This window comes from Streptomyces olivoverticillatus, assembly GCF_014203555.1.
In the GTDB taxonomy this organism is placed as follows: Bacteria; Actinomycetota; Actinomycetes; order Streptomycetales; family Streptomycetaceae; genus Streptomyces; species Streptomyces olivoverticillatus.
The window spans coordinates 114,429-139,120 of sequence record NZ_JACHJH010000006.1 but is presented as its reverse complement, the minus strand read 5'-3'; the positions used below and the strand labels follow the sequence as shown (position 1 = coordinate 139,120).

General features: G+C 70.4%; 18 protein-coding genes. 4 read left to right on the top strand and 14 right to left on the bottom strand.

All coding sequences use genetic code 11. From position 1 onward, the window contains the following. Window positions 1–21: 21 nt before the first annotated feature. The 8 genes from FHS39_RS20075 to FHS39_RS20040 form a co-directional block, all read right to left on the bottom strand. Complete coding sequence (locus FHS39_RS20075) at window positions 22–1,620, bottom strand: ABC transporter substrate-binding protein (RefSeq protein ID WP_184350753.1); 1,599 nt, start codon at window positions 1,618–1,620, stop codon at window positions 22–24. A 474-nt stretch (window positions 1,621–2,094) separates the two neighbouring features. Continuing rightward, window positions 2,095–2,787, bottom strand: coding sequence for an HAD family hydrolase (locus tag FHS39_RS20070; protein ID WP_045932016.1), 693 nt, complete (start codon window positions 2,785–2,787; stop codon window positions 2,095–2,097). A 136-nt stretch (window positions 2,788–2,923) separates the two neighbouring features. Next, window positions 2,924–3,943 carry a PAC2 family protein gene (locus FHS39_RS20065; RefSeq protein WP_045932015.1) on the bottom strand — a complete coding sequence of 340 codons (1,020 nt, stop codon included), beginning with the start codon at window positions 3,941–3,943 and terminating at the stop codon, window positions 2,924–2,926. 144 nt (window positions 3,944–4,087) lie between these two features. After that, the gene (locus FHS39_RS20060) at window positions 4,088–5,143 is read right to left on the bottom strand and encodes a glycosyl hydrolase family 18 protein (RefSeq protein WP_184350752.1); all 1,056 of its coding nucleotides are present in this window, start codon (window positions 5,141–5,143) and stop codon (window positions 4,088–4,090) included. A 137-nt stretch (window positions 5,144–5,280) separates the two neighbouring features. Further along, on the bottom strand, window positions 5,281–6,888 hold the full coding sequence (locus tag FHS39_RS20055; protein WP_045932013.1) for a glycerol-3-phosphate dehydrogenase/oxidase: 1,608 nt from the start codon (window positions 6,886–6,888) through the stop codon (window positions 5,281–5,283). 2 nt (window positions 6,889–6,890) lie between these two features. After that, entirely contained in the window at window positions 6,891–8,423 is a 1,533-nt protein-coding gene (gene glpK / locus FHS39_RS20050) for a glycerol kinase GlpK (RefSeq protein WP_184350751.1), read from the bottom strand. Between the two features lie 40 nt (window positions 8,424–8,463). Next, window positions 8,464–9,246, bottom strand: a complete 783-nt coding sequence (locus tag FHS39_RS20045; protein WP_184350750.1) for an aquaporin — start codon at window positions 9,244–9,246, stop codon at window positions 8,464–8,466. 306 nt (window positions 9,247–9,552) lie between these two features. Then, on the bottom strand, window positions 9,553–10,317 hold the full coding sequence (locus FHS39_RS20040; RefSeq protein ID WP_184350749.1) for an IclR family transcriptional regulator: 765 nt from the start codon (window positions 10,315–10,317) through the stop codon (window positions 9,553–9,555). A gap of 287 nt (window positions 10,318–10,604) precedes the next feature. Here FHS39_RS20040 and metH point away from each other — a divergent pair, with 287 nt between their 5' ends. From metH to FHS39_RS20025, 3 genes are all read left to right on the top strand, one after another. Continuing rightward, window positions 10,605–14,123, top strand: a complete 3,519-nt coding sequence (metH, locus tag FHS39_RS20035) for a methionine synthase (protein WP_184350748.1) — start codon at window positions 10,605–10,607, stop codon at window positions 14,121–14,123. Window positions 14,124–14,263: 140 nt separating this feature from the next. Then, window positions 14,264–15,514: a helix-turn-helix domain-containing protein gene (locus FHS39_RS20030; protein WP_184350747.1), complete on the top strand. Its 1,251-nt coding sequence runs from the start codon at window positions 14,264–14,266 to the stop codon at window positions 15,512–15,514. Between the two features lie 101 nt (window positions 15,515–15,615). Then, window positions 15,616–16,092 carry a hypothetical protein gene (locus FHS39_RS20025; RefSeq protein WP_184350746.1) on the top strand — a complete coding sequence of 159 codons (477 nt, stop codon included), beginning with the start codon at window positions 15,616–15,618 and terminating at the stop codon, window positions 16,090–16,092. Between the two features lie 253 nt (window positions 16,093–16,345). Here the strand turns inward: FHS39_RS20025 and FHS39_RS20020 are convergent, their stop codons facing one another. The 5 genes from FHS39_RS20020 to FHS39_RS20000 form a co-directional block, all read right to left on the bottom strand. Then, window positions 16,346–18,601 carry a glycoside hydrolase family 31 protein gene (locus FHS39_RS20020; protein ID WP_184350745.1) on the bottom strand — a complete coding sequence of 752 codons (2,256 nt, stop codon included), beginning with the start codon at window positions 18,599–18,601 and terminating at the stop codon, window positions 16,346–16,348. Window positions 18,602–18,756: 155 nt separating this feature from the next. Further along, complete coding sequence (gene mshC, locus FHS39_RS20015) at window positions 18,757–19,986, bottom strand: cysteine--1-D-myo-inosityl 2-amino-2-deoxy-alpha-D-glucopyranoside ligase (protein ID WP_184350744.1); 1,230 nt, start codon at window positions 19,984–19,986, stop codon at window positions 18,757–18,759. A 106-nt stretch (window positions 19,987–20,092) separates the two neighbouring features. Beyond that, window positions 20,093–20,923, bottom strand: coding sequence for an SCO1664 family protein (locus FHS39_RS20010; protein ID WP_184350743.1), 831 nt, complete (start codon window positions 20,921–20,923; stop codon window positions 20,093–20,095). Continuing rightward, complete coding sequence (locus FHS39_RS20005) at window positions 20,887–21,477, bottom strand: DUF3090 domain-containing protein (protein ID WP_045932280.1); 591 nt, start codon at window positions 21,475–21,477, stop codon at window positions 20,887–20,889. Before FHS39_RS20005 ends, FHS39_RS20010 begins: the two co-directional genes overlap by 37 nt. 107 nt (window positions 21,478–21,584) lie before the next feature. After that, on the bottom strand, window positions 21,585–22,280 hold the full coding sequence (locus FHS39_RS20000; RefSeq protein ID WP_184350742.1) for a histidine phosphatase family protein: 696 nt from the start codon (window positions 22,278–22,280) through the stop codon (window positions 21,585–21,587). A gap of 72 nt (window positions 22,281–22,352) precedes the next feature. Here FHS39_RS20000 and corA point away from each other — a divergent pair, with 72 nt between their 5' ends. Then, complete coding sequence (gene corA, locus FHS39_RS19995; protein ID WP_343069656.1) at window positions 22,353–23,336, top strand: magnesium/cobalt transporter CorA; 984 nt, start codon at window positions 22,353–22,355, stop codon at window positions 23,334–23,336. 228 nt (window positions 23,337–23,564) lie between these two features. Here corA and FHS39_RS19990 read toward each other — a convergent pair whose 3' ends face one another. Next, window positions 23,565–24,614: an LLM class F420-dependent oxidoreductase gene (locus FHS39_RS19990; RefSeq protein WP_184350740.1), complete on the bottom strand. Its 1,050-nt coding sequence runs from the start codon at window positions 24,612–24,614 to the stop codon at window positions 23,565–23,567. Window positions 24,615–24,692: the final 78 nt, after the last annotated feature.

Sequence of the window (24,692 nt, the reverse complement as noted above, 5' to 3'; positions counted from 1 at the left end):
GTGGTGCTGGGTTGAACGGTGTTACACGCCGCGGCCGAGCTCCCACGGCTGCAGCTCGGAGGCGGAGTTGAGTGCCCACTCCGCTCCCGTGACCTTGTCGCGGACCGCCACGTACTGCTTGCCCTGCCACAGCGGCAGCACGGGCACCTCGTCCGCGATGATGTCCTCGGCCTGCTGAAAGTACTTGGCGGCCGAGTCGCGCTGCGAGGACTCGCGGGAGTCCGGGATCAGCTCGTTGCTGATCTTGGCGTTCCGGTAGGGCGAGCGGAGGAAGTTGTCCTTGCCGATGAACGGCGCGACGAAGTTGTCCGGGTCCGGGAAGTCGGGGAACCAGCCCATGCCGTAGACCGCGTACTTGCCCTTCGCCGCCTCGGGGCGGAAGTCCGACCACTTGACGCCCTGGACCTTGGCGTCGAAGAGCCCGCTGGCGTTCAGCTGCTTCTGCAGCGTCTGGAACGCCTTGCCGGTGGTCTCGCCGTAGTGGTCCGTGGTGTACGTGAGGGTGAGCGGCACCGGGGCGGTGATGCTCGCGCCCCGCAGAATCGCCCGCGCCTTGTCGGTGCTGGGGTCGCCGTACTTGTTGGAGAAGGAGTTCTGGTGGCCGGTGATGCCGCTGGGCACCAGCGAGTACAGCGGCTCGCTCGTGCGGTTGTAGTCGTCGCGGGTCAGCGCCTGGCGGTCGACCAGCTGGGCGACGGCCTGCCGGACCGCCTTGCTCTTCACCGTGGAGTCGTCGGTGTTGAAGGCGAGGTAGCTGATCTCCTGGCCGGGCGACTCCAGCAGCCGCACGCTCTGGTCCATGGTGGAGCGCAGCCGGGCGATCTGCTCGGGCAGCAGCGCCCGGTTCATGATGTCGATGTCGCCGTTCTTGAGCGCCTTCTCCATCGACGCGGAGTCGTCGAAGAAGCGCATCTCGACCTTGTCGTTCTGCAGCTTCACCGAGCCCTGGTAGTCCGAGTTCTTGGTGAAGGTGGCCTTCGTTACCCGGCCGTCCTTCTCCTCGGTCTTCAGCGTGTACGGGCCGGATCCGACGACCTTGAAGCCGTTGCCCAGCTTGTTCTTGTCGTAGGACTCGCTGTCGAGGATGGCGGCGGCCGGGGTGGTCAGCTTCTGCGGGAAGGTCGCGTCGGGCGACTTGAGGTGGAAGACGACCTCGAGCTCGCTGGGCGTCTCGACCTTGTCGATGTTGCTCAGCAGCGAGACCGGGCCGTTCTCGAAGTTGATGGCCAGGGCGCGGTCGATGGAGAACTTGACGTCCTCGGCGGTCAGCGCGTGGCCGTTGGAGAACTTGAGCCCCTTGCGCAGCGTGCAGCGGAACTGCTCGTTCCTGCGGTCGCCGAAGGTGCACTTCTCGGCGGCGTCCGCGACGGGCGCCGTACCGGAGCGGGGCAGCCGCAGCAGCGTCTGGAAGGTGCTGTGGAGAACGTTCCAGGCGCCGATGTCGTACGCCACGGCCGGGTCGAACGGGGCCGGCGCGTCGGTGGTCTCCTCGAACCGGTCGGTGGTGCCGATGACGATGGCATTGCCCTTGCCGGCCGTCGCCCCGCTCCCGCCACACGCGGCGAGCAGGGGAGCCAACAGGCCTGCCACGGTCGGCAGCACCAGCGTCTTGCGGTTCATTGTCTGGGGTTCTCCCTGTGGTGCGATCGGTGCCCGGACCCTACCGATACCGGATGTGCTGGTCATACGGGCAGCCGTGAAGTTCTCGCGAAAAGATTAGTGCGCGTGGCCGCTGCCGCCGGAACATGTCGAAGTTGAGGCGATATCACGCCGTGATAACGGCCGCCGGATGACCGATATTCGGACGCCGGAACGATCCACGCACTAGATGATCAAACGGGACACAAGGGTGCGCTTCTGCCCCGTGGAGAGCCCTTCTTCGGGTGCGCAAGGCGACACACGGGCCCGTTGGTCGGTGACGAACGTCACTCGCGAGATGCGTCGGCGCCCCTTGCCGACCATGGAAATTCAGCCGCCGCATTCGTCACGGAAAACAATCGGGCAGGCGCCCAGAGTTCCTTGGTCATTCACCGTCCACGCTCAGTGTCCGGCCACGTGCATTCCCGTGAGCGGCGCCCGATTAGTCACCGGCGGTCAGAGCCGGATCAGGCCTCGGAGAAAAGAAAGATCGACTTCTTCGAGCGAGCGGACGACGGTCCGCCCCAGCGCGGGCGGGATGGGCGCCACGGACGGCACGGCCACCACCCGGCACCCGGCCGCCTCCGCTGCTGTCACCCCCGTCATGGTGTCCTCCACCACGGCGCACCGGGCCGGATCCACGCCCAGCCGGGCCGCGGCCATCAGATACGGGTCCGGGTGCGGCTTGGTCCGCGCCATCTCGTCGCCCGCGACCGTCAGCGTGAAGTTCTCCGGCCCCAGGGTGTGCAGCACCCGGTCGATGATCTCCCGGTGCGAGGCGGACACCAGCGCCGTCGGCACGGAGTGGGCGGCGAGCTCCGCCAGCAGTCTCCGCGCGCCCGGCATCAGCGGCACGCCACGGCCGATCATCTCGGAGAAGCGCATGTTGAGCAGCGCCGTCAGCTCGGCCAGGGCGATCTTCGCCCCCGTGGCCTTGATCAGGAAGGAGGCGCTGCGGTGCATCGGCCCGCCGACGACGATCTCGCGGTACTCCTCCAGCAGCTGGTGTCCCAGCTCGGCGAAGACAGCGACCTCCACCTCCCACCAGAAGCCCTCCGTGTCGACCAGGGTGCCGTCCATGTCGAGCAGGACGGCCTGCAGGGCCGGGGCCGCCGAACGGGTGTCGACAGCGGGGATGGTGCTGGTCATCCGCACACCTCCAGAGGGGAAGAGAAGGCCGGCCCAGCCACCCTGCGGCGGGTGGCGGACCGGCCTTCACCGGGCCGACAATTGTACGACCGACCATCACGTTGCGTCGCGTCGATATTGCGCGGACGGGCGGCTCTCAGCCCTCCCCGTCCGGGCCCTCCGTCTCCTCCTCGCCCGAGGACGGCTCGTCCTTGGGCTGCGGCCTGGTCGGGCGCGTACGGCCGCTGGCGGTGTCCCGCAGGTACGAAGCGTCCCGGCCGCCCTCCGCCACCCCCGGTTCGGCCGCCAGGCCGCCCGGCTGGCCCGGTCCGGGCTGCCCGTCGCGGCGGCGCAGATAGCGCTCGAACTCGCGGGCGATGGCCTCGCCGGAGGCCTCCGGGAGGTCTGCGGTGTCCCGCGCCTCCTCCAGCGACTGGACGTACTCGGCGACCTCGCTGTCCTCGGCCGCCAGCTGGTCCACGCCCAGCTGCCAGGCGCGGGCGTCCTCGGGCAGCTCGCCCTGCGGGACGCGCAGGTCGATCAGGTCCTCCAGGCGGTTGAGCAGGGCCAGCGTGGCCTTGGGGTTCGGCGGCTGGGAGACGTAGTGCGGCACGGCCGCCCACAGGCTCACGGCCGGGACGCCCGCGTGCGTGCACGCCTCCTGCAGGATGCCGACGATGCCGGTCGGCCCCTCGTAGCGGGACTCCTCCAGATCCAGCGTGCGGGCCAGGTCCGGGTCCGAGGTGACGCCGCTGACCGGAACCGGGCGGGTGTGCGGGGTGTCGCCGAGCAGCGAGCCCAGGATCACCACCATCTCCACGCCCAACTCGTGGGCGAAGCCCAGGATCTCGTTGCAGAACGAGCGCCAGCGCATGCTCGGCTCGATGCCCCGCACCAGCACGAGGTCGCGCGGCTTGGCACCGCCCGTGCGCACCACGGAGAGCCGGGTGGTCGGCCAGGTGATCTTGCGGACGCCACCGTCCAGCCAGACGGTGGGCCGGTTGACCTGGAAGTCGTAGTAGTCCTCGGCGTCGAGGGCGGCGAAGACCTCCCCCTTCCACTCCCGGTCCAGATGCGCAACCGCGCTGGAGGCGGCGTCACCGGCGTCGTTCCAGCCCTCGAAGGCACAGATCATGACCGGGTCGATCAGCTCGGGAACCCCCTCAAGCTCGATCACCCAGCGCCTCCTTCCGACCGGGGCGCGCACGGCTTTCGTCCGTACCACCACCGGTAACCGTTCCGTGCAGTTGCCATTGTCTTGCGTGCCCCAAGCCTACGACTTCGGCGACCCCCCTTCGCAGCCCCTGAGGGGGACGTACTTTCAGCCACGCACACCCCATCCGCTGCGGTAGGCGTGCCAGTCGGCCTCCGTGGCCGCGAAGTCGACGTACAGCGCGACCCCGAAGTGCTGCCGGTGCCGGTCCTCGCGGGTCAGGCCGAGCCGGGTGCCGCGCACCGCGGCCGCCGCGGTCTCGGCCTTGCCGTTGTGGCCCAGGTTGTCGGTGTGGAAAAACGGCAGCCCCATCAGCAGATCCGTTTCCGCAGGCGTCACCTGCAGGGCCAGCGTGGTCTGCTGGGCCACGTAGCCGCCGTAGAGGTTCTCCCACGGCAGCGCGGTGTCGTACGACATGACCGCGATCTGGTCCACGCGCCGGGCGACCTGCCCGAAGTAGGCCTGCGACCACCACTTGGGGCTGCCCAGCAGGCCGGAGGCGGTGTGCATGGACGGCAGCGGGTCGATCTGCTGTGCGGCCACCGACAGCACCCCGCCGCCCGAACGCACGGCCGGACGGAGCGAGTCCAGCAGGGTGAGGAAGTTCCGGTCGCGGTCGCGCACCGGCTCGACGTCCAGGTGCACGCCCGCGAACCCGGCCCGCAGCACCTGCCCCGCACTGGCCACCACTGCGTCCCGCGCCGCCGCCGAGTCCAGCCGCAGCCCCTGGTGGCCGCTGCGGACCACCTTGTCGCCCAGCCAGGCCTGCACCCGCAGGCCCGGCAGCTCCCGGTGCGCGGTGTCGATGAACTGCCGCGCGCCCGAGTACGCCGACGCGGGCAGGGTGCCGTCGTGCTCCAACGGCCCGGCGTGCACGTACAGATCGTGGATCCCGGTGCCCGCGACCCGCCGCTTGAGCTGCGCCCAGTCCGCCGCGCCGTGTCGTCCGTCCAGCCAGGCGTGGCCCAGCCAGACGGCGTCCCGGCCGCGGGTGACGGCGTCCGCGGCGGGCGATCCGGCGTACGAGGCCCGCAGCGCGCTGCCCGCCGCCGCGACGGGCAGCAGGAGGGCCAGGGCCAGCCCCAGCGCGATGCGGAGCACCACCCGCTTGCGCGGCAGGCGCGGCTTGCGCGGCAGCCATCGGCGCGTCTTCTGCCCGTCCATACGGTCGTCCCCCTCGTTTCCCTCACAGGGACGTCACAAAGGCGGCGCCGGTTGCCCGGCCGGACATATGCGCCGGATACATGCGGAGGAGGGGAGAGGCGCCGCGCGCCTCTCCCCTCCTCCGGGCTGTCGCCGGATCAGCTCTTGTCGTTGAGCATGTCCTTGACGCGGGTGCGGACGTCCTCGTTGTCCAGACCGCGGATCGTCAGCGTGGTGCGGCGGCGCAGCACATCGTCCACCGTCTCCGCCCACTCGTGGTCGCGGGCGTAGACGACCTGGGCCCAGATCTCCGGACCGTCCTCGTGGATCCGCTCGCCGAGCTCGGGGTTCTCGTTGACCAGGCGGGCGATGTCGAAGGACAGCGAGCCGTAGTGCGTGGCCAGATGACGGGCGGTCAGCGGGTCCATGCGGCTGCCGGGCTCGCGGTCGACGAGCAGGCGGTGGGCCACCGCGTTGGGGTTGGCGACACCGGGCAGCGGGGTGCGGCGGACCAGGCTGGAGATGGGCTCCATGTCCTCGGTCAGCGGGCTGCCGGGCACCTGGGCGAGCTTCTTCATGACCGTACGGCCGATGTGGCGGTAGGTCGTCCACTTTCCGCCGGCGACGGAGAGCATGCCGCCCTTGCCCTCGGAGACGACCGTCTCGCGCTTGGCCTGGGCGACGTCGCCCGGGCCGCCGGGCAGTACCCGCAGGCCGGCGAAGGCGTACGTCATCAGGTCGCGGTCGAGGTCCGCGTCCTGGATGGAGAACGCCGCCTCGTCGAGGATCTGCTGGATGTCCTCCTCGGTGGCGCGCACGTCCGCCGGGTCGCCCTCGTACTGGGTGTCGGTGGTGCCCAGGAGCAGCTGGTCCTCCCAGGGCAGGGCGAAGGTGATGCGGTACTTGTCGATCGGGGTGGCCATGGCGGCCTTCCACGGCGACTTGCGCTTCATCACGATGTGCGCGCCCTTGGAGAGGCGGATCGACGGCGCGGCGCCCTTGTCTTCCAGCTTCCGCAGGTGGTCCACCCACGGGCCGGTGGCGTTGAGGACGACGCGCGCGTCGATGCCGAACTCGGTGCCGTCCGTGCGGTCCTTGAGCTCCGCGCCGGTCACCTTGCCGTGCGTGAAGCGCAGGCCGGTCACCTCGGCGTGGTTGAGGACCACGGCACCCGACTCGACGGCCGCGCGGACCGTCATGACGGCCACGCGGGAGTCGTTCATCTGGTGGTCGTAGTAGACCGCCACGGCCTTGAGATTGTCGGTGCGCAGACCGGGGTTGTCGGCCTTGGCCTTGGCCGGGGTGATCACCTTGCCGACGCCGTCGCCGAAGGCGGACAGCGCCGAGTAGGCGAAGACACCGGCGCCGAGCTTGGCCGCGCCCACCGGCCCGCCCTTGTAGACGGGCAGGTAGAAGGTGAGCGGGTTGACCAGGTGCGGGGCCACGTCCTTGGCCAGCACCCTGCGCTCGTGGTGGTTCTCCGCCACCAGCTTGACCGCGCCGGTCTGCAGGTAGCGCAGACCGCCGTGGACGAGCTTGGAGGAGGCGGAGGAGGTGGCGCCGGCGAAGTCGCCGGCGTCCACCATCGCGACCCGCAGTCCCGACTGCGCGGCGTGCCAGGCGACCGAGGTGCCCAGGATGCCGCCGCCGATGACCAGGAGGTCGTACGTCGCGTTGGACAGTCGCTCCCGGGTCTCGGCTCGGCCCGGGTTGGCACCGGCGGCCGGGTGCGTTCCCAGGGTCGGAACGCTCTGCGGGGTTGTCATGATTACTCCTCGTCCTCGATCCAGCCCATGGTCCGCTCGACGGCCTTGAGCCAGCTCTTGTACTCGCGGTCACGCGTGTCCGCGTCCATGCGGGGGGTCCACTCGGCGGCCCGGCGCCAGTTGGCGCGCAGCGCGTCGGTGTCCGGCCAGAAGCCGACGGCCAGGCCGGCGGCGTAGGCGGCGCCGAGGCAGGTGGTCTCGGCGACCATCGGGCGCACCACGGGGGCGTCCAGGAAGTCCGAGAGGGTCTGCATCAGCAAGTTGTTGGAGGTCATGCCGCCGTCGACCTTGAGCGCGGTGAGCTCGACGCCGGAGTCCTTGGTCATGGCGTCGGTGATCTCGCGGGTCTGCCAGGCGGTGGCCTCGAGCACGGCGCGGGCGATGTGCGCCTTGGTGACGTAGCGGGTCAGGCCCGCGATGACACCGCGCGCGTCGGAGCGCCAGTAGGGGGCGAACAGGCCGGAGAAGGCCGGCACGAAGTAGGCGCCGCCGTTGTCCTCGACGGAGCTGGCCAGCGTCTCGATCTCGGCCGCGCTCTTGATCAGGCCCATCTGGTCGCGCATCCACTGCACGAGGGAGCCGGTGACGGCGATGGAGCCCTCGAGGGCGTAGACGGGCTTCTCGTCGCCGATGCGGTAACCGACGGTCGTCAGCAGGCCGTTGTAGGACTGGACGGGCTCGTCGCCGGTGTTCATCAGCATGAACGTGCCGGTGCCGTAGGTGGACTTGGCCTCGCCCTTGTCGTAGCAGGTCTGGCCGAAGAGGGCCGCCTGCTGGTCGCCGAGCGCGGAGGCGACGGGCACGCCGGCCAGGGCGCCGCCCTGGGCGGTGCCGTAGACCTCGGCGGAGGAGCGGATCTCCGGCAGCACGGCGGCCGGGATCTCCATGGAGGAGAGGATGCGCTCGTCCCACTCCAGGGAGCGCAGGTTCATCAGCAGGGTGCGGGAGGCGTTGGTGACGTCGGTGACGTGCACGCCGCCGTTGACGCCGCCGGTCAGGTTCCAGATGACCCAGGAGTCCATGGTGCCGAAGAGGATGTCGCCGGCCTCGGCGCGCTCGCGCAGGCCCTCGACGTTGTCCAGCAGCCAGCGGACCTTGGGGCCGGAGAAGTAGGAGGCCAGCGGCAGGCCCGTCTCGCGGCGGAAGCGGTCCTGGCCGACGTTGCGGCCGAGCTCCTTGCACAGGGCGTCGGTACGGGTGTCCTGCCAGACGATGGCGTTGTAGACCGGCTCGCCGGTGTTCTTGTCCCACATCAGCGTGGTCTCACGCTGGTTGGTGATGCCGATCGCCTTGACGTCGGCGGCGGTGATGCCCGCCTTCTCGACGGCGCCCGCGACGACTTCCTGGACGTTGGTCCAGATCTCCTTGGCGTCGTGCTCGACCCAGCCCGGCTTGGGGAAGATCTGCTCGTGTTCCTTCTGGTCGACGGAGACGATGCGGCCGTCGCGGTCGAAGACGATGCAGCGGGAGGAGGTGGTGCCCTGGTCGATCGCCGCGATGAACGGGCCCGTGCCGTGGCTGCCGGTGTTGGTCATGGTGTCTGCTCCTGAAGTCTGAAGGTCGGCGGTTGCTGCTCTAGAACGCGAGCTTGTGGATGCCCGCTGCGAGGGCGGCGCCGATGAGCGGGCCGACCACGGGGACCCAGGCGTAGCTCCAGTCGGAGCCGCCCTTGTTCGGGAGCGGGAGCAGCGCGTGCACGATGCGCGGGCCGAGGTCGCGGGCGGGGTTGATGGCGTAGCCGGTGGGGCCGCCCAGCGAGAGGCCGATGCCGACGACGACGAAGGCGACCATCAGGGTGCCGGTGCCGCTGGTGGCCAGGCCCTTGGTCAGGCCCATGGTGAGGATGAAGAGCACCAGCGCGGCGGTGGCGATGATCTCGGTGACGAGGTTCTGCACCGCGTTGCGGACCTCGGGGCCCGTGGAGAAGATGCCCAGCACCGGGCCGGCCTGCGGCTCGGCGGTCTGGTCGACCATGCCCTCGTGCGGGTTCAGGCTGCCGACGATCTCCGGGTCGGTCAGGTGCGCCTTGAACTGACCGTAGTAGGCGAGCCACACCAGCGTCGCGCCGATCATCGCGCCGAGCAGCTGGGAGCCGATGTAGAGCGGAACGTCGCTCCACTTCACCGCGCCGTCGATGGCGAGGCCGAGGGTGACGGCGGGGTTGAGGTGCGCGCCGGACTTGGTGCCGATGTACGCGCCGGCCAGTACGGCGAAACCCCAGCCGAACGTAATGGCGAGCCAGCCCGCACCCTGCGCCTTCGAACGCTTCAGTGTGACGGCGGCGCACACGCCGCCGCCGAGCAGGATCAATACTGCGGTACCGATGGTCTCACCGGTGAAGATGTCGGAGCTGGACACCCGCGACTCCTTTGTCCTTCGTCCAGGGGAAGGCGAACCCCGGGTCCCTCCGGCGGTCCGCGCCCTCCGTGAGGGCGGTGATCGGTCCCGTGGCACTGCACACCATAGCGAATATTGTCGTTTGGCGTTCGACAATGCCGACCGATGCACGGCAGTTTTCTGCACGGTTAAGGGTGCGTCAAGGGTTGTGTGACCGGAAACTCTTGGCCAACTGGCTGGAAATCTCCGTATGGATACCGGCGGGTAACGGACCGGCATCGAGCGGGGGTCGGGCGGCCGGTGAACGTCCGGAATGCCCAGATTTTCCTAGAACCGTCCGGCACCAAGATCACGAGAGACGGCGCGCGCGCAGTCGCGCACCGCGGCCACCAGCCGCGCCCTGAGCTCGCCGTCCTCGCACACGCGCTCCACCGCGCCGGTGATGCCGACTGCGCCCACCGGCATCCGCCGCCGGTCGTGGATGGGCGCGGCCACGGACGCCACGCCCGCCCACGTCTCCTCCACGTCCGCCGCCCAGCCGCGGGCGCGGGTCAGGTCGAGGACGCCTTCGAGGTCGGGCAGGGCCGTCACGGTCCGGGGAGTGAACGCCTCACGGGCGCCGTCGGTCATCTCGCTGTGGGCGACGGGGTCGTAGGCGCACAGCACCTTGCCCAGGGCGGTGCTGTGCAGCGGCTGCATCGCGCCGACCTCCAGCACCTGACGGCTGTCGTCCGGCCGGAAGACGTGGTGGATGATCAGCACGCCCTGCTGGTGGAGGACGCCGAGATAGACGCTCTCCCCGCTGGAGCGGGCCAGGTCGTCGGCCCAGACCAGGGCGCGGGCGCGCAGCTCGTGCACGTCGAGGTAGCTGTTGCCCAGGCGGAGCAGTTCGGCGCCGAGCTGGTAGCGCCCGGAGGCAGGGTCCTGCTCGACGAAGCCTTCCTGCTGCAGCGTCCGCAGGATGCCGTGCGCCGTGCCCTTCGCGAGCCCCAGCGCGGAGGCCACGTCGGACAGGCCGAGCCGCCGCTCGCCACCCGCGAGCAGCCGCAGCATCGCCGCGGCCCGTTCGAGCGACTGGATGGTCCGTGCCATTCGAGAGCAACCTCCTCCACATGCCGTTCGGCATTGCTGAACACTATCGGCCGATGCCGACCACGGGGTAGCTGACGGCGGCATGACCATGATCGCCGAGTCACCTCCGGTCACCCAAACGGGGGCACCGGTTCCGGGCAAGGGAACGACGGTCACATCATCCGACGAAGGCGTCCGCACCGTGGAATGCCCCCTGCTTCCCGCGCAGCCTGCGGCTACGCTTGCGGCGTACGCCCTCTCCAGGAGGGCGTAAAGCCGACAGCCGTCGCACACCCGGGAGCACACCCATGGCTTCGCATACGCCATTGACCGCCGAAACCGCCCGAGCCGCGCAGTTGCGTGAGGCCCTTGCCACCCGAGTGGTGGTGGCGGATGGGGCGATGGGCACGATGCTCCAGGCGCAGGATCCGAGTCTGGAGGACTTCGAGCAGCTTGAGGGCTGCAATGAGGTCCTGAATGTGACGCGTCCGGACATTGTGCGTTCGGTGCACGAGGCGTATTTCGCGGTCGGTGTGGACTGCGTGGAGACCAATACGTTCGGTGCGAATCATTCGGCGCTGGGCGAGTACGAGATCGCCGACCGCATCTTCGAGCTGTCCGAGGCGGGGGCGCGGATTGCGCGGGAGGTGGCGGAGGAGTTCGCTGCCGGTGATGGCCGGGTGCGCTGGGTGCTGGGGTCGGTGGGGCCGGGCACGAAGCTGCCGACGCTGGGCCATGCCCCCTTCGTGACCCTGCGGGACGCCTACCAGCGGAACGTGGAGGGCCTGGTCGCGGGTGGTGCGGACGCGATTTTGGTGGAGACGACGCAGGACCTGCTCCAGACCAAGGCATCCGTGATCGGCGCCCGGCGCGCGATGGAGGCGGCGGGTGTGGATCTGCCGCTGCTGGTCCAGGTGACGGTCGAGACGACCGGCACCATGCTCCTGGGCTCCGAGATCGGCGCGGCGCTCACCGCGCTGGAGCCCCTGGGCATCGACATGATCGGCCTGAACTGCGCCACCGGCCCGGCCGAGATGAGCGAGCACCTGCGCTACCTCTCCCGGCACGCACGCACCCGGGTATCGGCGATGCCGAACGCCGGCCTGCCGGTCCTGGGGAAGAACGGCGCGCATTACCCCCTCTCCCCGGCGGAGCTGGCGGACGCGCATGAGACGTTCGTGCGCGAGTACGGGCTGTCGCTGGTGGGTGGCTGCTGTGGCACGACGCCGGAGCATCTGCGGCAGGTCGTCGAGCGGGTGAAGGGCCTGACCCCGACCGCACGTGATCCGCGGCCGGAGCCGGGTGCGGCTTCGCTCTACCAGACCGTCCCGTTCCGTCAGGACACCTCTTACCTGGCCATCGGCGAGCGGACGAACGCCAACGGGTCGAAGAAGTTCCGCGAGGCGATGCTGGAGGGCCGCTGGGACGACTGTGTGGAGATGGCCCGCGACCAGATCCGCGAAGGCGCCCACCTCCTCGACCTGTGCGTCGACTACGTCGGCCGGGATGGCGTGGCGGACATGGAGGAGATCGCGGGCCGGTTCGCCACCGCCTCCACCCTGCCGGTCGTCCTCGACTCCACCGAGGTGGACGTCATCCGGGCCGGTCTGGAGAAGCTCGGCGGCCGGGCCGTGATCAACTCGGTGAACTACGAGGACGGCGACGGCCCCGACTCCCGCTTCGCGAAGATCACCCGGCTGGCGGTCGAGCACGGTGCGGCCCTCATTGCGCTGACCATCGACGAGGAGGGCCAGGCCCGCACACCGGAACACAAGGTGGCCATCGCCGAGCGGCTGATCGCGGACCTGACCGGCAACTGGGGCATCCACGAGTCGGACATCCTCATCGACTGCCTCACCTTCACCATCTGCACCGGCCAGGAGGAATCCCGCAAGGACGGCATCGCCACCATCGAGGCGATCCGCGAGCTCAAGCGCCGCCACCCGGACGTGCAGACGACGCTGGGCCTGTCGAACATCTCCTTCGGCCTGAACCCCGCCGCCCGCGTTGTCCTGAACTCCGTCTTCCTGGACGAGTGCGTCAAGGCCGGCCTGGACTCCGCCATCGTCCACGCGAGCAAGATCCTGCCCATCGCGCGCCTCGAAGAGGAGCAGGTCAAGACCGCCCTGGACCTCATATACGACCGGCGCGCCGAAGGCTACGACCCCCTGCAGAAGCTCATGGAGCTCTTCGAGGGCGTCAACATGAAGTCGATGAAGGCGGGCAAGGCCGAGGAGCTCCTCGCGCTCCCGCTGGACGAGCGGCTGCAGCGCCGGATCATCGACGGCGAGAAGAACGGCCTGGAGGCCGATCTGGACGAGGCGCTGCGCGACCGCCCCGCCCTGGACATCGTCAACGACACGCTGCTGGAGGGCATGAAGGTCGTCGGTGAGCTGTTCGGTTCGGGGCAGATGCAGCTGCCGTTCGTGCTGCAGTCGGCCGAGGTGATGAAGACGGCCGTCGCCTATCTCGAACCGCACATGGAGAAAACCGCCGACGGCGAAGGAGGGGCGGGCAAGGGCACCATCGTGCTGGCCACCGTGCGCGGCGATGTCCACGACATCGGCAAGAACCTCGTCGACATCATCCTCTCCAACAACGGCTACAACGTCGTCAACCTCGGCATCAAACAGCCCGTCTCCGCAATCCTCGAAGCCGCTGAGGAGCACAGGGCCGATGTCATCGGCATGTCCGGGCTGCTGGTGAAGTCCACCGTGATCATGAAGGAGAACCTGGAAGAGCTCAACCAGCGCAAACTCGCCGCCACCTACCCCGTCATCCTCGGCGGTGCGGCCCTCACCCGCGCCTACGTCGAGCAGGACCTCCACGAGATCTACGGAGGCGAAGTCCGCTACGCCCGCGACGCCTTCGAAGGCCTCCGTCTCATGGATGCCCTGATCGCCGTCAAGCGCGGGGTGCCGGGCGCGGCGCTGCCGGAGCTCAAGCAGCGGCGGGTGCCCAAGCGTGACGTCGCCGTGCTGGAGATCGACGAGCCCGAGGGATCCGTGCGCTCGGATGTGGCGGTGGACAATCGGGTGCCCGAGCCGCCGTTCTGGGGCACCCGGGTCGTCAAGGGCATTCCGCTCAAGGACTACGCGTCCTGGCTGGACGAGGACGCGCTCTTCAAGGGCCAGTGGGGCCTCAAGCAGGCCCGCAGCGGCGGCCCCACCTACGAGGAACTCGTCGAGAGCGAAGGCCGGCCCCGCCTGCGCGGCTGGCTGGACAAACTCCACACCGAAAACCTGCTGGAAGCCGCCGTCGTCCACGGCTACTTCCCCTGCGTCAGCAAAGGCGACGACCTCATCCTCCTCCACGAGGACGGCACCGAACGCACCCGCTTCACCTTCCCCCGCCAACGCCGCGGCCGCCGCCTGTGCCTCGCCGACTACTTCCGCCCCGAAGAATCCGGCGAACACGACGTCGTCGGCCTCCAGGTCGTCACCGTCGGCTCCCGCATCGGCGAAGCCACCGCCGAACTCTTCGCCGCCGACTCCTACCGCGACTACCTCGAACTCCACGGCCTGTCCGTACAACTCGCCGAAGCCCTCGCCGAATACTGGCACGCACGCGTCCGCGCCGAACTCGGCTTCGCCGCCGAAGACCCCACCGCCGTGGAAGACATGTTCGCCCTCAAATACCGCGGCGCCCGCTTCTCCCTCGGCTACGGCGCCTGCCCCAACCTCGAAGACCGCGCCAAAATCGCCGACCTCCTCCAACCCGAACGCATCGGCGTCCACCTCTCCGAGGAATTCCAGCTCCACCCCGAACAGTCGACGGACGCGATCGTGATCCACCACCCGGAGGCGAAGTACTTCAACGCGCGGTAGCGCGCGGGGGTAGGGGGCGGCGCCAACTTTTCGGCGCCGCCCTTCCCGATCCCTGACGGGCCTGGCACGGCCGTCCCCCTCAGCCTCGCTCCGTTCCCCCTACCCTGGCGGTGACGAGCTGTTCGGAGAGGGGCGAGATCGTGCCATCTGATGCCATCAACGAGCCGTACACCGACCCGCTGGCCTTCGGCCAGCGCCTGCAACTGCTGCGTACGCGCCGCGGAATGACCCGCATCGTCTTCGCCGGTCTGCTCGGCAAGTCGCCCTCGTGGGTGAAAGCCCTCGAATGCGGGCGGCTCAAGACTCCGAAACTCGATGTCATCCTGCGCATTGCCGAGGTGCTGCGCGTACGCGAGCTGTCCGAACTCACCGGTGATCAGAGCGCACGTGTGGACCTCTTCATCGGCCCCGGTCACGCGCGGCTGCCCGCCGTGCGGGACGCCGTCAATGCGTTCCCGTGCACCACGACGGGTCAGGCTCCTGCAACAGCGGAGCTACGGGCACGCCTCGCCCGTGCCTGGCAGGCTCGCCACTGCGCGCCCAACCACCGCGACGTCGTCGGCACCATGCTGCCCGACCTGATCCGTGACGCCCAACTCGCCGTCCGGCAAGCCGACCGCACGGCCGACCGCCGGGCGGCGCAGTCGGCCCTCTCTCAGGTGTACAGCCTCAGCCAGTTCTTCCTGGCCTACCAGCCGGATGCCGCCCTCCTGTGGCGAGTCGCGGAACGAGCGATGATCGCCGCCCAGGAGTCCGAGGACCCGCATGCCATCGGCGTCGCGGCATGGCTGGCGGCGCAAGCACACCGCGACTGCGGACCGGCCCACTTCGATGCCGCCGACGCCGTCACCCTGGACACCCTCCGGTTCCTGGAACCGCTGCTGCCCGACGGGGCGGATGACGTCCTCGCCATCACCGGAGCCCTCCGCTTCGAGGCGGGCTACACCGCTGCCCGCCGAGGCGACAGCGGCACGGCCTGGCACCACTGGGACACGGCCCGCGCGATGGCCGACAGGCTCCCCGCCGACTACTACCATCCCGTCACGTCCTTCTCCCGTGCCGTCATGGGCGCGCACGCCGTCACGGTCGCCGTCGAGCTGCACGCGGGCGGCGAGTCCGTGCGGCAGGTGGCGGCAGCGGACGCGCTGGCCATCCCCTCGCGCCCTCGACGCGCCCGTCACCGTATCGAGGAAGCCCGCGGATACCGGCTCGACGGTCAGCGCGACGCTGCACTCGCCACGCTGGACAAAGCCTTCGAGGCCGCCCCGGAGACGATCCGCTACAACGGGTACGCCCGGACGATCATTCTCGAAGAGTCCGAGTCGAAGAGCCCGGAACGCCGCCGACGAGCCGCGCAACTCGCCGTGAAGGTCGGGCTGCTGGCCGCCTAGCGCAAGGCCCGGAGCAGGGGGCACAAAGCGTGCCCCCTCCGCACCGGCGACCGACCTACGGTCACCTTCGGATCCCGCCCACGCCGATCTGAAGGAGCACTGTGCACACCCTCACCACCCACTGGCTGGCCCAAGCCTCCGCCAACCCCCAAGCCACCACCACCCGCTGGGAATCGGGCAGAACCGCACCGCTCCTGAACGGTCACCGATGGGACCTGGTGCAGCTCGACTTCACATTGGCCACTGCCGTGGTCACCCACCTCAAAGCGCACGGCCACCACATCGGCCCCTACCTCATGAGCGGCGCGCAGCACACCATGTGGTGGCTGCTCCCGCTCGGTACGGGCTACCGGCTCGCCGGGATCGCGGGCGTCAACGTCTGCCCCACCGACTGGCCGCTCCTCGCGCCGCCGCCCGCCAAATACCTGGGCGACCGCGTCTGGGTCCTCCCCGAACCACTCGCGCCGGGCCGCCGCCCCGGCCTCACCGCCCCGGACGACCTGCGCGCCGCCCTCGACGCCGCCCACCACCGGCTCGCCGGAAAGCTCGCCGGAAAGGCGGCGGCCCCATGCCCGTAAACCGACCCACCACCCCGTACACCACCGCCGAATGCAGGCTCGGCCGACACGCGTACTGCCACGGCAACACGGACATCCGCCGGGCAGGAGCACCGGCCTACGAGGCCCCGGTGGAACGCCTCCGCTGCGACTGCGACTGCGGCCATCCGCGGAAGCCCACCGCCAGGGGTTAGGCGGCGGGCTCCCCGGGCGGCCCCTCATCAGTGGTTGTGGTGAGGGGCCGCCAACCCCGGCCACCGCAAGGCGCGAGCCCTCAGCCGACCAGCCGAAGCGTGAACGCCCGGTCCGTCGCCCGCGACCCCGTCTTCACCTGCACCACCCCGCCCCGGTCCGACGCGTCGTACCACCAGCCCCGGTCCGCCTTCTCGAACGCAGCCCGCGAGGTCAGGCGCGGCAGCTCCGTGTCCTCCAGTGTCGCCGTGCGCGGACCCGCGCCCGTGTGGACCGTGAAGCGGTACGGGCGTGCCGTCTGCTTGCCCTTGAAGTCGCCCTCGGAGGCGCCCAGTCGCAGGGTCACGCCGTTCGGCCGGGTACGGGTCGTCAGCTTCTGCTGGGCGTAGGCGCCCGTCCGGTGGGCGCGGGTGACGCCGTCGTCCTCGTAGAGCGTGAAGGCGGACGAACCCTGCGTCCGCGGGTAGACGTCCCAGGCCAGCGGCGAGTCCGCCGTGCGGTCCTGGTACGAGCGGATCCCGGGCCACATCGGGACGTTCGCGCCCGCCTTCACGAACAGCGGCAGCGTGTCCAGCGGGGCGCGGTAGCCGTCGACCGTCGTCGGGCCCTGGTAGGTGCGGCCCGTCCAGTAGTCGGTCCACGTCCCCTTGGGCAGGTAGATGCCGTTGCGGACCTCCTTGTCCTCGTACACCGGGGCCACCAGAAAGTATTCGCCCGAGAGGAATTCGTACTTCGCCGCGTCCGACGCCGCCTTGGGATCGTCCGGGTATTCCAGCGCCAGCGGCCGCACCGGGCCGATGCCCGTGCGCGTGGCTTCCGCCGCGTACGAGTACATGTACGGGAGCAGCGATTCCTTGAGCTTGAGGTATTTGCGGTTGATGGACGTGTACGGATCCCCGTACCGGTAGGGCTGTTTGTCGCTCGGCGCCCAGCCGTCCATCGTCATCACGGCCGGCAGGAACGCCTTCCACTGCAGATCGCGGACGTACGTTTTGGGGCTGCCGCCGAAAATTCCGTCCACGTCGCCCGTGGTGTAGGCCAGCCCGGACATGGTCGCGCCCGCGTAGGTGGGAATCTGCCAGCGGATGTACTCCCAGGAGCCCTTCTGGTCGCCCGACCACTGCACTCCGCAGCGCTGGGCACCCGACCAGCTCTCCGGCGCCCAGGTGAAGCCGCGGGCGTCGCTGTTGTCCTCGATGCCCTTGTAGGCGTCCTTGCAGCCGTCCAGGGCGAATTTGTAACCGTCGCCGACCCAGGCGACGTCCAGTTTGGCGACCCGCTGGCCGGACTTCACCTGGTCGGCCAGTTTCGCCAGGCCGTCCTCGGTCCACAGGCCCATCTTCATCTTGCGGTCCGCGAGACCCTTGCCGGCGTCGGCCAGGTTCTCGTAGCCGCAGCCGTAGCCGTCGTTGACGAGCATCCAGCCGAGCGGCATGTCGTTCGCCGTGTATCCGTCGGCGACCTTGAGGGCGTCGAGCGTATGGCGCTCGCCGCGGTTCTTGTTGTGCAAATAGCAGTCGGAGTCGCCGATTTCCAGCCCGTACAGCGGCGGCATGAACGGTTTGCCAGTGAGCCGGGTGTATCCGCCGATGGCGTCCTTGGCCGTCCGCCCCGCGAAGTAGTAGGCGTCGAAGCGCCGTTCCTTCTCGGTCGTCGTCACCGGGTCGGTGAAGGCGTAGGTGCCCGGCGCATAGGTGTTGCGGTAGACGCCGTAGCCCGCGGACGACAGGTAGAACGGCACCGAATTGGGGTGCCCGCCGTCGTCCCAGTGGTAGTCGACGCCGACCTCGACGGTCTTATCGCGGTGCGAGGTGTTGCCCCGGCCGTTCTGCATTCCGGCGCCGTAGAACTGCTCGCGGGCGCCGCGGGCGAGGGACTGGGTGGTCTGCTCGGCGTTCCAGGTCAGGCCCTTGCTCTCCGCCCAGAGCAGGTGGCCGTCGGCGCGGTAGAGGGCGAAGCGCAGCGGGCTCTTGTACGCGCGCAGGGTGACGGCGGGGGTGCTCAGCTCGTAGCGGTCGGCCTTCTCCCGCCAGCGGGTGCGCGGGGGCGGTCCCTGGGGCAGGGCGACGTCCTTGCCGACCGGGTCGGTGAACTCCCCGTCGGGTGCCAGTTCCAGCCGGAAGGTGTCCGCCGAGACGAAGCTGACCCGCGCCTCGGCCTTGCCCGCCCGGAGGCGGAAGACGGGTCCCGCCGTCGAGAAGCCGGTCACGTCGCCGACGGTCTGCTCGCCGGAGACCGGCGGTCCGGCGTGCGCGGCGCCCACCGGCCCGGCCATGGCGGCCGCGAGCCCGAGGAGGGCACTTGCGACCGCCGCTCTCAGTCGTGTGCGTGTTGTCATGCCCGCGTGCTTAGTGCGGGGCGGGCAGGCACGACCATGGACTCGCGCGCCGCACGCGTGGACTTATCCGCGGCTGCCCACACACGCAGAAGCGGGGCGTTCCCCTTTCCGGAGGCCGGGAAGGGGAACGCCCCGAAGGCGTGAAAGGGAGATGGCTAGAGCGCCACGCCCAGCAGTGCGTCCACGGCGCGCGAGACAAGGCCCGGTGCGCCCTCCTCCGTACCGCCCTCGGCCGCCTGGGCGGCGGCCCAGCGGTCGACGGCCGCCAGGGCGGCCGGGGCGTCGAGGTCGTCGGTGAGGGCCTCGCGGATCTCCTCGATCAGTGCGTCGGCGGACGGGCCGTCCGGGCGGGAGACGGCGGCGCGCCAGCGGTCGAGGCGCTCAAGGGCCTCCGCGAGCACGGCGTCCGTCCACTCCCAGTCGGCGCGGTAGTGGTGCGCGAGGAGCGAGAGGCGGATGGCGGCCGGGTCGACGCCCTGGCGGCGCAGAGCGGAGACGAAGACGAGGTTGCCCTTGGACTTGGACATCTTCTCGCCGTGGAGGGCGACCATGCCCGCGTGGACGTAGGTCTTGGCGAACGGGTGCTCGCCGGTGAGCGCCTGGGCGTGCGAGGCACCCATCTCGTGGTGCGGGAAGATCAGGTCGGAGCCGCCGCCCTGGACGTCGAAGCCCATGCCGAGGTGTTCGAGGGCGATGGCGACGCACTCGATGTGCCAGCCGGGGCGGCCGGGGCCCAGGGAAGCGCCGTCCCAGCTGGGCTCGCCCGGGCGGGCGGCCATCCACAGCATGGGGTCGAGGGGGTTCTTCTTGCCGGGGCGCTCGGGGTCGCCGCCGCGCTCGGCGGACAGCAGGCGCATCGCCTCGGCGTCGAGGCCGGAGACGCCGCCGAAGGACGGGTCGGAGGCGACGGAGAAGTAGATGTCGCCCTCGAGCTCGTAGGCGGCGCCCGCCTCGCGCAGCCGCTCCACCAGCGGAACGATCTTGGGTATCGACTCCACGGCGCCCACGTAGTGCTGCGGCGGGAGCATGCGCAGTGCGGTCATGTCCTCGCGGAAGAGGGCGGTCTCCCGCTCGGCGAGAGCGGTCCAGTCGTCGCCGTTGGCGACGGCCCGCTCCAGCAGCGGGTCGTCCACGTCGGTGACGTTCTGGACATAGTGGACCTGCCGCTTGGTGTCGAGCCACACGCGCTGCACGAGGTCGAACGCGTTGTAGGTCGCCGCGTGCCCCATGTGGGTGGCGTCGTACGGCGTGATGCCGCAGACGTAGAGACGGGCGACGGGACCGGGGGCGAGGGTCACTCGCTCGCCGGTCGCGGTGTCGTGGATCCGGAGGTCGCGGCCACTGCCGGGCAGGGCGGGTACCTCTGAAGCGGGCCAGGCATGCATGCCCTGAGCGTAACCGGACGCATGTTCCGGATACGAACCGGACTCGGGTGTTGGCCGAAGATGCTCTCTTGCGCACCCCCGCCCTCGTGTGCTGTCGGCTGCCGTCTCAGACCGGCGGCCAGGGGATCGCGGGCCACTGCCCGCTGGGCTCGCGGTGCCGCCCGGTCCGCAGCAGTCCGGCCACCCGGGCCCGCAGCGCCGCTATCTCGGCGGGGGTGATGAGCTCGGCCAGCCGGACGGCGAGCGGGCGCCCGTCGGCCAGATCGGCCGAAAGTCGCCGTAGGGCCGTCAGGGCTTCCGCGGTCAGCGGCTCGCCCGCCCAGCCCCACAGCAGGGTGCGCAGCTTGTCATCGGCGTTGAAGGTCACACCGTGGTCGATGGCGTAGAGCCGCCCGTCCTCGGCGGGCAGCAGGTGGCCGCCCTTGCGGTCGCCGTTGTTGATCACCGCGTCGAGCACGGCCAGGCGGCGCAGCCGTTCGTCGTCGGCGTGGACGAGCAGCGCGGTGCGCTCCTCGCCGACGTCCGCGAAGCCGACGGCCTTCCAGCCGGGGCCGGGCTCCTCGCCCTCGACGAGCGCGAGCAGCGCCGTCCCGGGCGAGTCGTCGGCGGTCGCCTCGATCCACAGCTGGCACATGCCTCGGCCGTAGGGGCCGTCGCGCAGCACGGTGGGCGGGATCAGGCCCCAGCCCATGGCCTCGGACAGCTCGTAGGCGGCCACCTCGCGCTGGGCGAGCGTCCCGTCGGGGAAGTCCCACAGCGGCCGCTCCCCGGCGACCGGCTTGTAGACGCAGGCCGCGCTGACGCCCTCGTACTCGACCGTGCAGTAGAGCACCGCGTTGGATGCCTCGCGGACGCGTCCACGCACCGTCAGCTCGCCCTTGGCGAGCAGCTCGTGCGGGGTCACGCTCCGCGGCGGTATCCGTTCTGACGCGGACATACGTGTCCTTCCGGGTCGAGCGGCAGGCTGCACAGCGGGCACGGGGGGCGGCCGGCGTTGACGACTTCCAGGGCGCGCTTGGCGAAGGCGCGGGCCATGGTGCCGGTGAGCCGCACGCGCAGCATCGGCGGGCCGTTCAGCTCGTCCTGGATGAGCCGTTCCTCGGCCTCGGCGAGGTCCTCGTCGGTATCGGCCTCCAGCTCGACCAGGGCCTGGGCCTCGACGACCATGCGCTCGCCCTCGCCGTCCCAGGCCAGGGCCATGGTGCCGACCCGGAACTCCTCGTCGACGGGCGATTCCAAGGGGTCGGTGTCGGCGAATTCGACGGGGGCGACGGCGGGCACCGGGGCGCTGCCTCCGGTGCGCCGGACCACCTCGTCCAGCAGTTCGTCGATGCGCTCGGCGAGCGCTTCTACCTGGGCCTTTTCCAGCGCGACGCTGGTGGTCCGGCCTGCCGCTGTGGCCTGGAGGAAGAAAGTGCGGCGGCCAGGCAGCCCGACCGTACCGGCGATGAAGCGGTCCGGCGGGTCATAGAGGAACACCTGACGGGTCAACGTCCTGCTCCATTGGGTCGGTGGTCGGCGGAAGTCCGGTTTCCGGATGCGGGATCACCGGCAGCGGCGCGAGCGGTCCCGCGAGCCCACCCTACTGCGCACGGCGATCACGGTGCCCCCGCACCGCCCCCCACGGCCGCGTCCTGCGCGCCGTCGGCCGGTGCGTCCCCGCGGGGGGCGAGCCCGGCCAGGTCGCCGGTGTCGCCGAGGCGCAGCAGGTACGGGCGCAGCCGGGTGTAGCGGACGGCGGTGACGGAGCAGGGGTCGGCGGTGATGCGCTGGAACTGGTCGAGGTGCAGGCCCAGGGCGTCGGCGACGATCGACTTGATCAGGTCGCCGTGGGTGCACATCAGGTAGAGGGCGTCCTCGCCGTGGAGGTGGGCGATCCGCTCGTTCCACTCCCGCACGGCGTCCACCGCGCGGGCCTGCATGGCGCGTACGGACTCGCCGCCGGGGAAGACGGCGGAGGAGGGGTGGCGCTGGACGAGCTCCCACAGCGGCTCGTCGGCGAGCTCGGCGAGCTTGCGGCCCGACCAGTCGCCGTAGCGGCACTCGCCGATGCGCTCGTCGGTGTGCAGGGGCAGCTCGGGCCGGGCGGCGAGCAGCGGGGCGAGGGTCTCGCGGCAGCGCTGGAGGGGGCTGGTGACGGCGGCCGCGAGGGGGAGCTCGGCGAGCCGGGCGGGGAGGGCGGCCGCCTGCGCCCGGCCGCGCTCGTCCAGGGCCACGCCGGGGGTCCAGCCGGCGAGCACTCCCCCGGTGTTGGCGGTGGACCGGCCGTGCCGGACCAGGATCAGGGTGGGCATGGCCGCCAGCCTACGACGTGGCCGTGGGGCCACCGAGTGTGCGACGGACGGATGAGAGGGAGAATGCCACGCATGATCGTGGACTGCGGCATCTACCGGCACGGACGCCGTACCGACGGCCCGGCCGACTTCTCGGACGCGCTCGAGGAGGTGCGCGCCGAGGGTGACTCCTTCGTCTGGATCGGGCTGTACGAGCCCACGGAGGAGGAGTTCGGCCTGGTGACGAGCGAGTTCGGGCTGCACCCGCTGGCCGTGGAGGACGCGCTCAACGCGCACCAGCGGCCGAAGCTGGAGGTGTACGACGACTCGGTGTTCATGGTCCTCAAGCCCGTGCTCTACGACCACGACAGGGACGTCGTCACCACCGGCGAGCTGATGCTGTTCCTCGGCGACTCCTTCGTGGTGACCGTGCGGCACGGCGAGGGCAGCCCGCTGAAGGAGGTCAGACAGCGGCTGGAGCAGGATCCCGAGGTGCTGCGCCACGGTCCGACGGCGGTGCTGTACGCGGTGAGCGACGCGGTGGTGGACCACTACACCGAGGTGGCCGCCGAGCTCCAGATCGACCTGGACGAACTGGAGGCGGAGGTCTTCGCGCCGTTGGGCGAGGACACCAGGTCCACCGCTGCGCGGATCTACAACTTCAAGCGCCAGGTGGTGGAGTTCCGGCGGGCCACCTGGCCGCTGACCGAGCCGCTGAACCGGCTGACGTCCGCGGGGCTGCCGTTCGTCAACGACAAGTCGCGGCCGTTCTTCCGCGATGTGAGCGACCACCTGACCCGGGCGAACGAGTCGGTGGAGGGCCTGGACCGATTGCTTTCGGACATCCTCTCGGCCCATCTGGCACAGATGGGGGTCCAGCAGAACGACGACATGCGCAAGATCTCGGCCTGGGCGGCGATGGCCGCGGTGCCGACGATGATCGCCGGGATCTACGGGATGAACTTCCAGCACATGCCCGAGCTGCGGGAGCCGTGGGGTTATCCGGTGGTGCTGACACTGATGGCCGGGCTGGTCATCTGGCTGCACCGGATGTTCAAGCGGCGCGGCTGGCTGTGAGGGCGGCCGCCGCCGACTGCGGTGAGCGCCTGCGCGGGGAAGTCAAGCGCCACACACGGGGCGCGCCGGACGGGGCCGCCGTGCGCTCCGCCGAATGACGGACCCCGAGGCCGTAACCCGGGCGCCGACGGGGCGTTGTGCTGGTGTCGGCCGTGGCGGGGAAGACTACCCCCGAGCCCCCACCACGGCCGCGGATTTCCACTGCGGGACCGCCGTCCCGCGGCCGGTTCAGGCGAGCCCGGCCCGCTCCAGCGCCTCGACGCCCGTGCGCAGCGCGGCGATGCGCTCGTCCAGCGTGAAACCGGCGGGGGCCAGCGACAGCGTGGTGACACCGGCCTGGGCGTAGGCCTGCATGCGCTCGGCGATGCGGTCCACGGAGCCGAGCAGCGCGGTGGAGTCGATCAGCTGCCGGGGGACGGCCGCCGCCGCGCCCTGCTTGTCGCCGGAGAGGTACTTCTCCTGGATCTCGGCGGCTTCCTTCTCATAGCCCATGCGCTGCGCGAGCTTGTTGTAGAAGTTCTGCTTGGCGCTGCCCATGCCGCCGACGTAGAGGGCGGTGTAGGGGCGGAAGAGGTCGGCGAGGGCGTCCACGTCGTCGCCGACGGCCATGGGGACGGTCGGCACGATGTCGAAGCCGTCGAGGTCCTTGCCCGCCTTGGCGCGGCCGGCCCGCAGTGCGCCGAGGGTGGTCTCCTCGGCGTGCTCGGGGGCGAAGAAGACGAGGAGGGCACCGTCGGCGATCTCGCCGGTCTGCTCCAGGTTCTTGGGGCCGATGGCGGCGATGTAGAGCGGGATGTGCTCGCGCACCGGGTGGACGGTGAGCTTGATGGGCTTGCCGGGGCCGCCGGGCAGCGGCAGCGTCCAGTGCTCGCCGTCGTGGGCGACGCGCTCGCGGGACATGGCCTTGCGGATGATCTCGACGTACTCGCGGGTGCGGGCGAGCGGCTTGTCGAACTTCACCCCGTACCAGCCCTCGGAGACCTGCGGGCCGGAGACGCCGAGGCCGAGGCGGAAGCGGCCGCCGGAGAGCGAGTCGAGGGTGGCGGCGGTCATGGCCGTCATCGTGGGCGTGCGGGCGGGGATCTGGAAGATGGCGGAGCCGACGTCGATCCGCTCGGTCTGTGCCGCGACCCAGGACAGCACGGTGGGCGCGTCGGAGCCGTAGGCCTCGGCGGCCCAGCAGACGGCGTACCCGAGCCGGTCGGCCTCGCGGGCGACGGCCAGGTTGTCCGCGTCCATCCCGGCTCCCCAGTAGCCGAGGTTGATTCCGAGCCTCATCCGGCCCATCTGGCACCCCTTACCGATCAGTAACGTCCTTGTTGCCGGGACTCTAGCGCGCGGACCTGGAGTACGTCA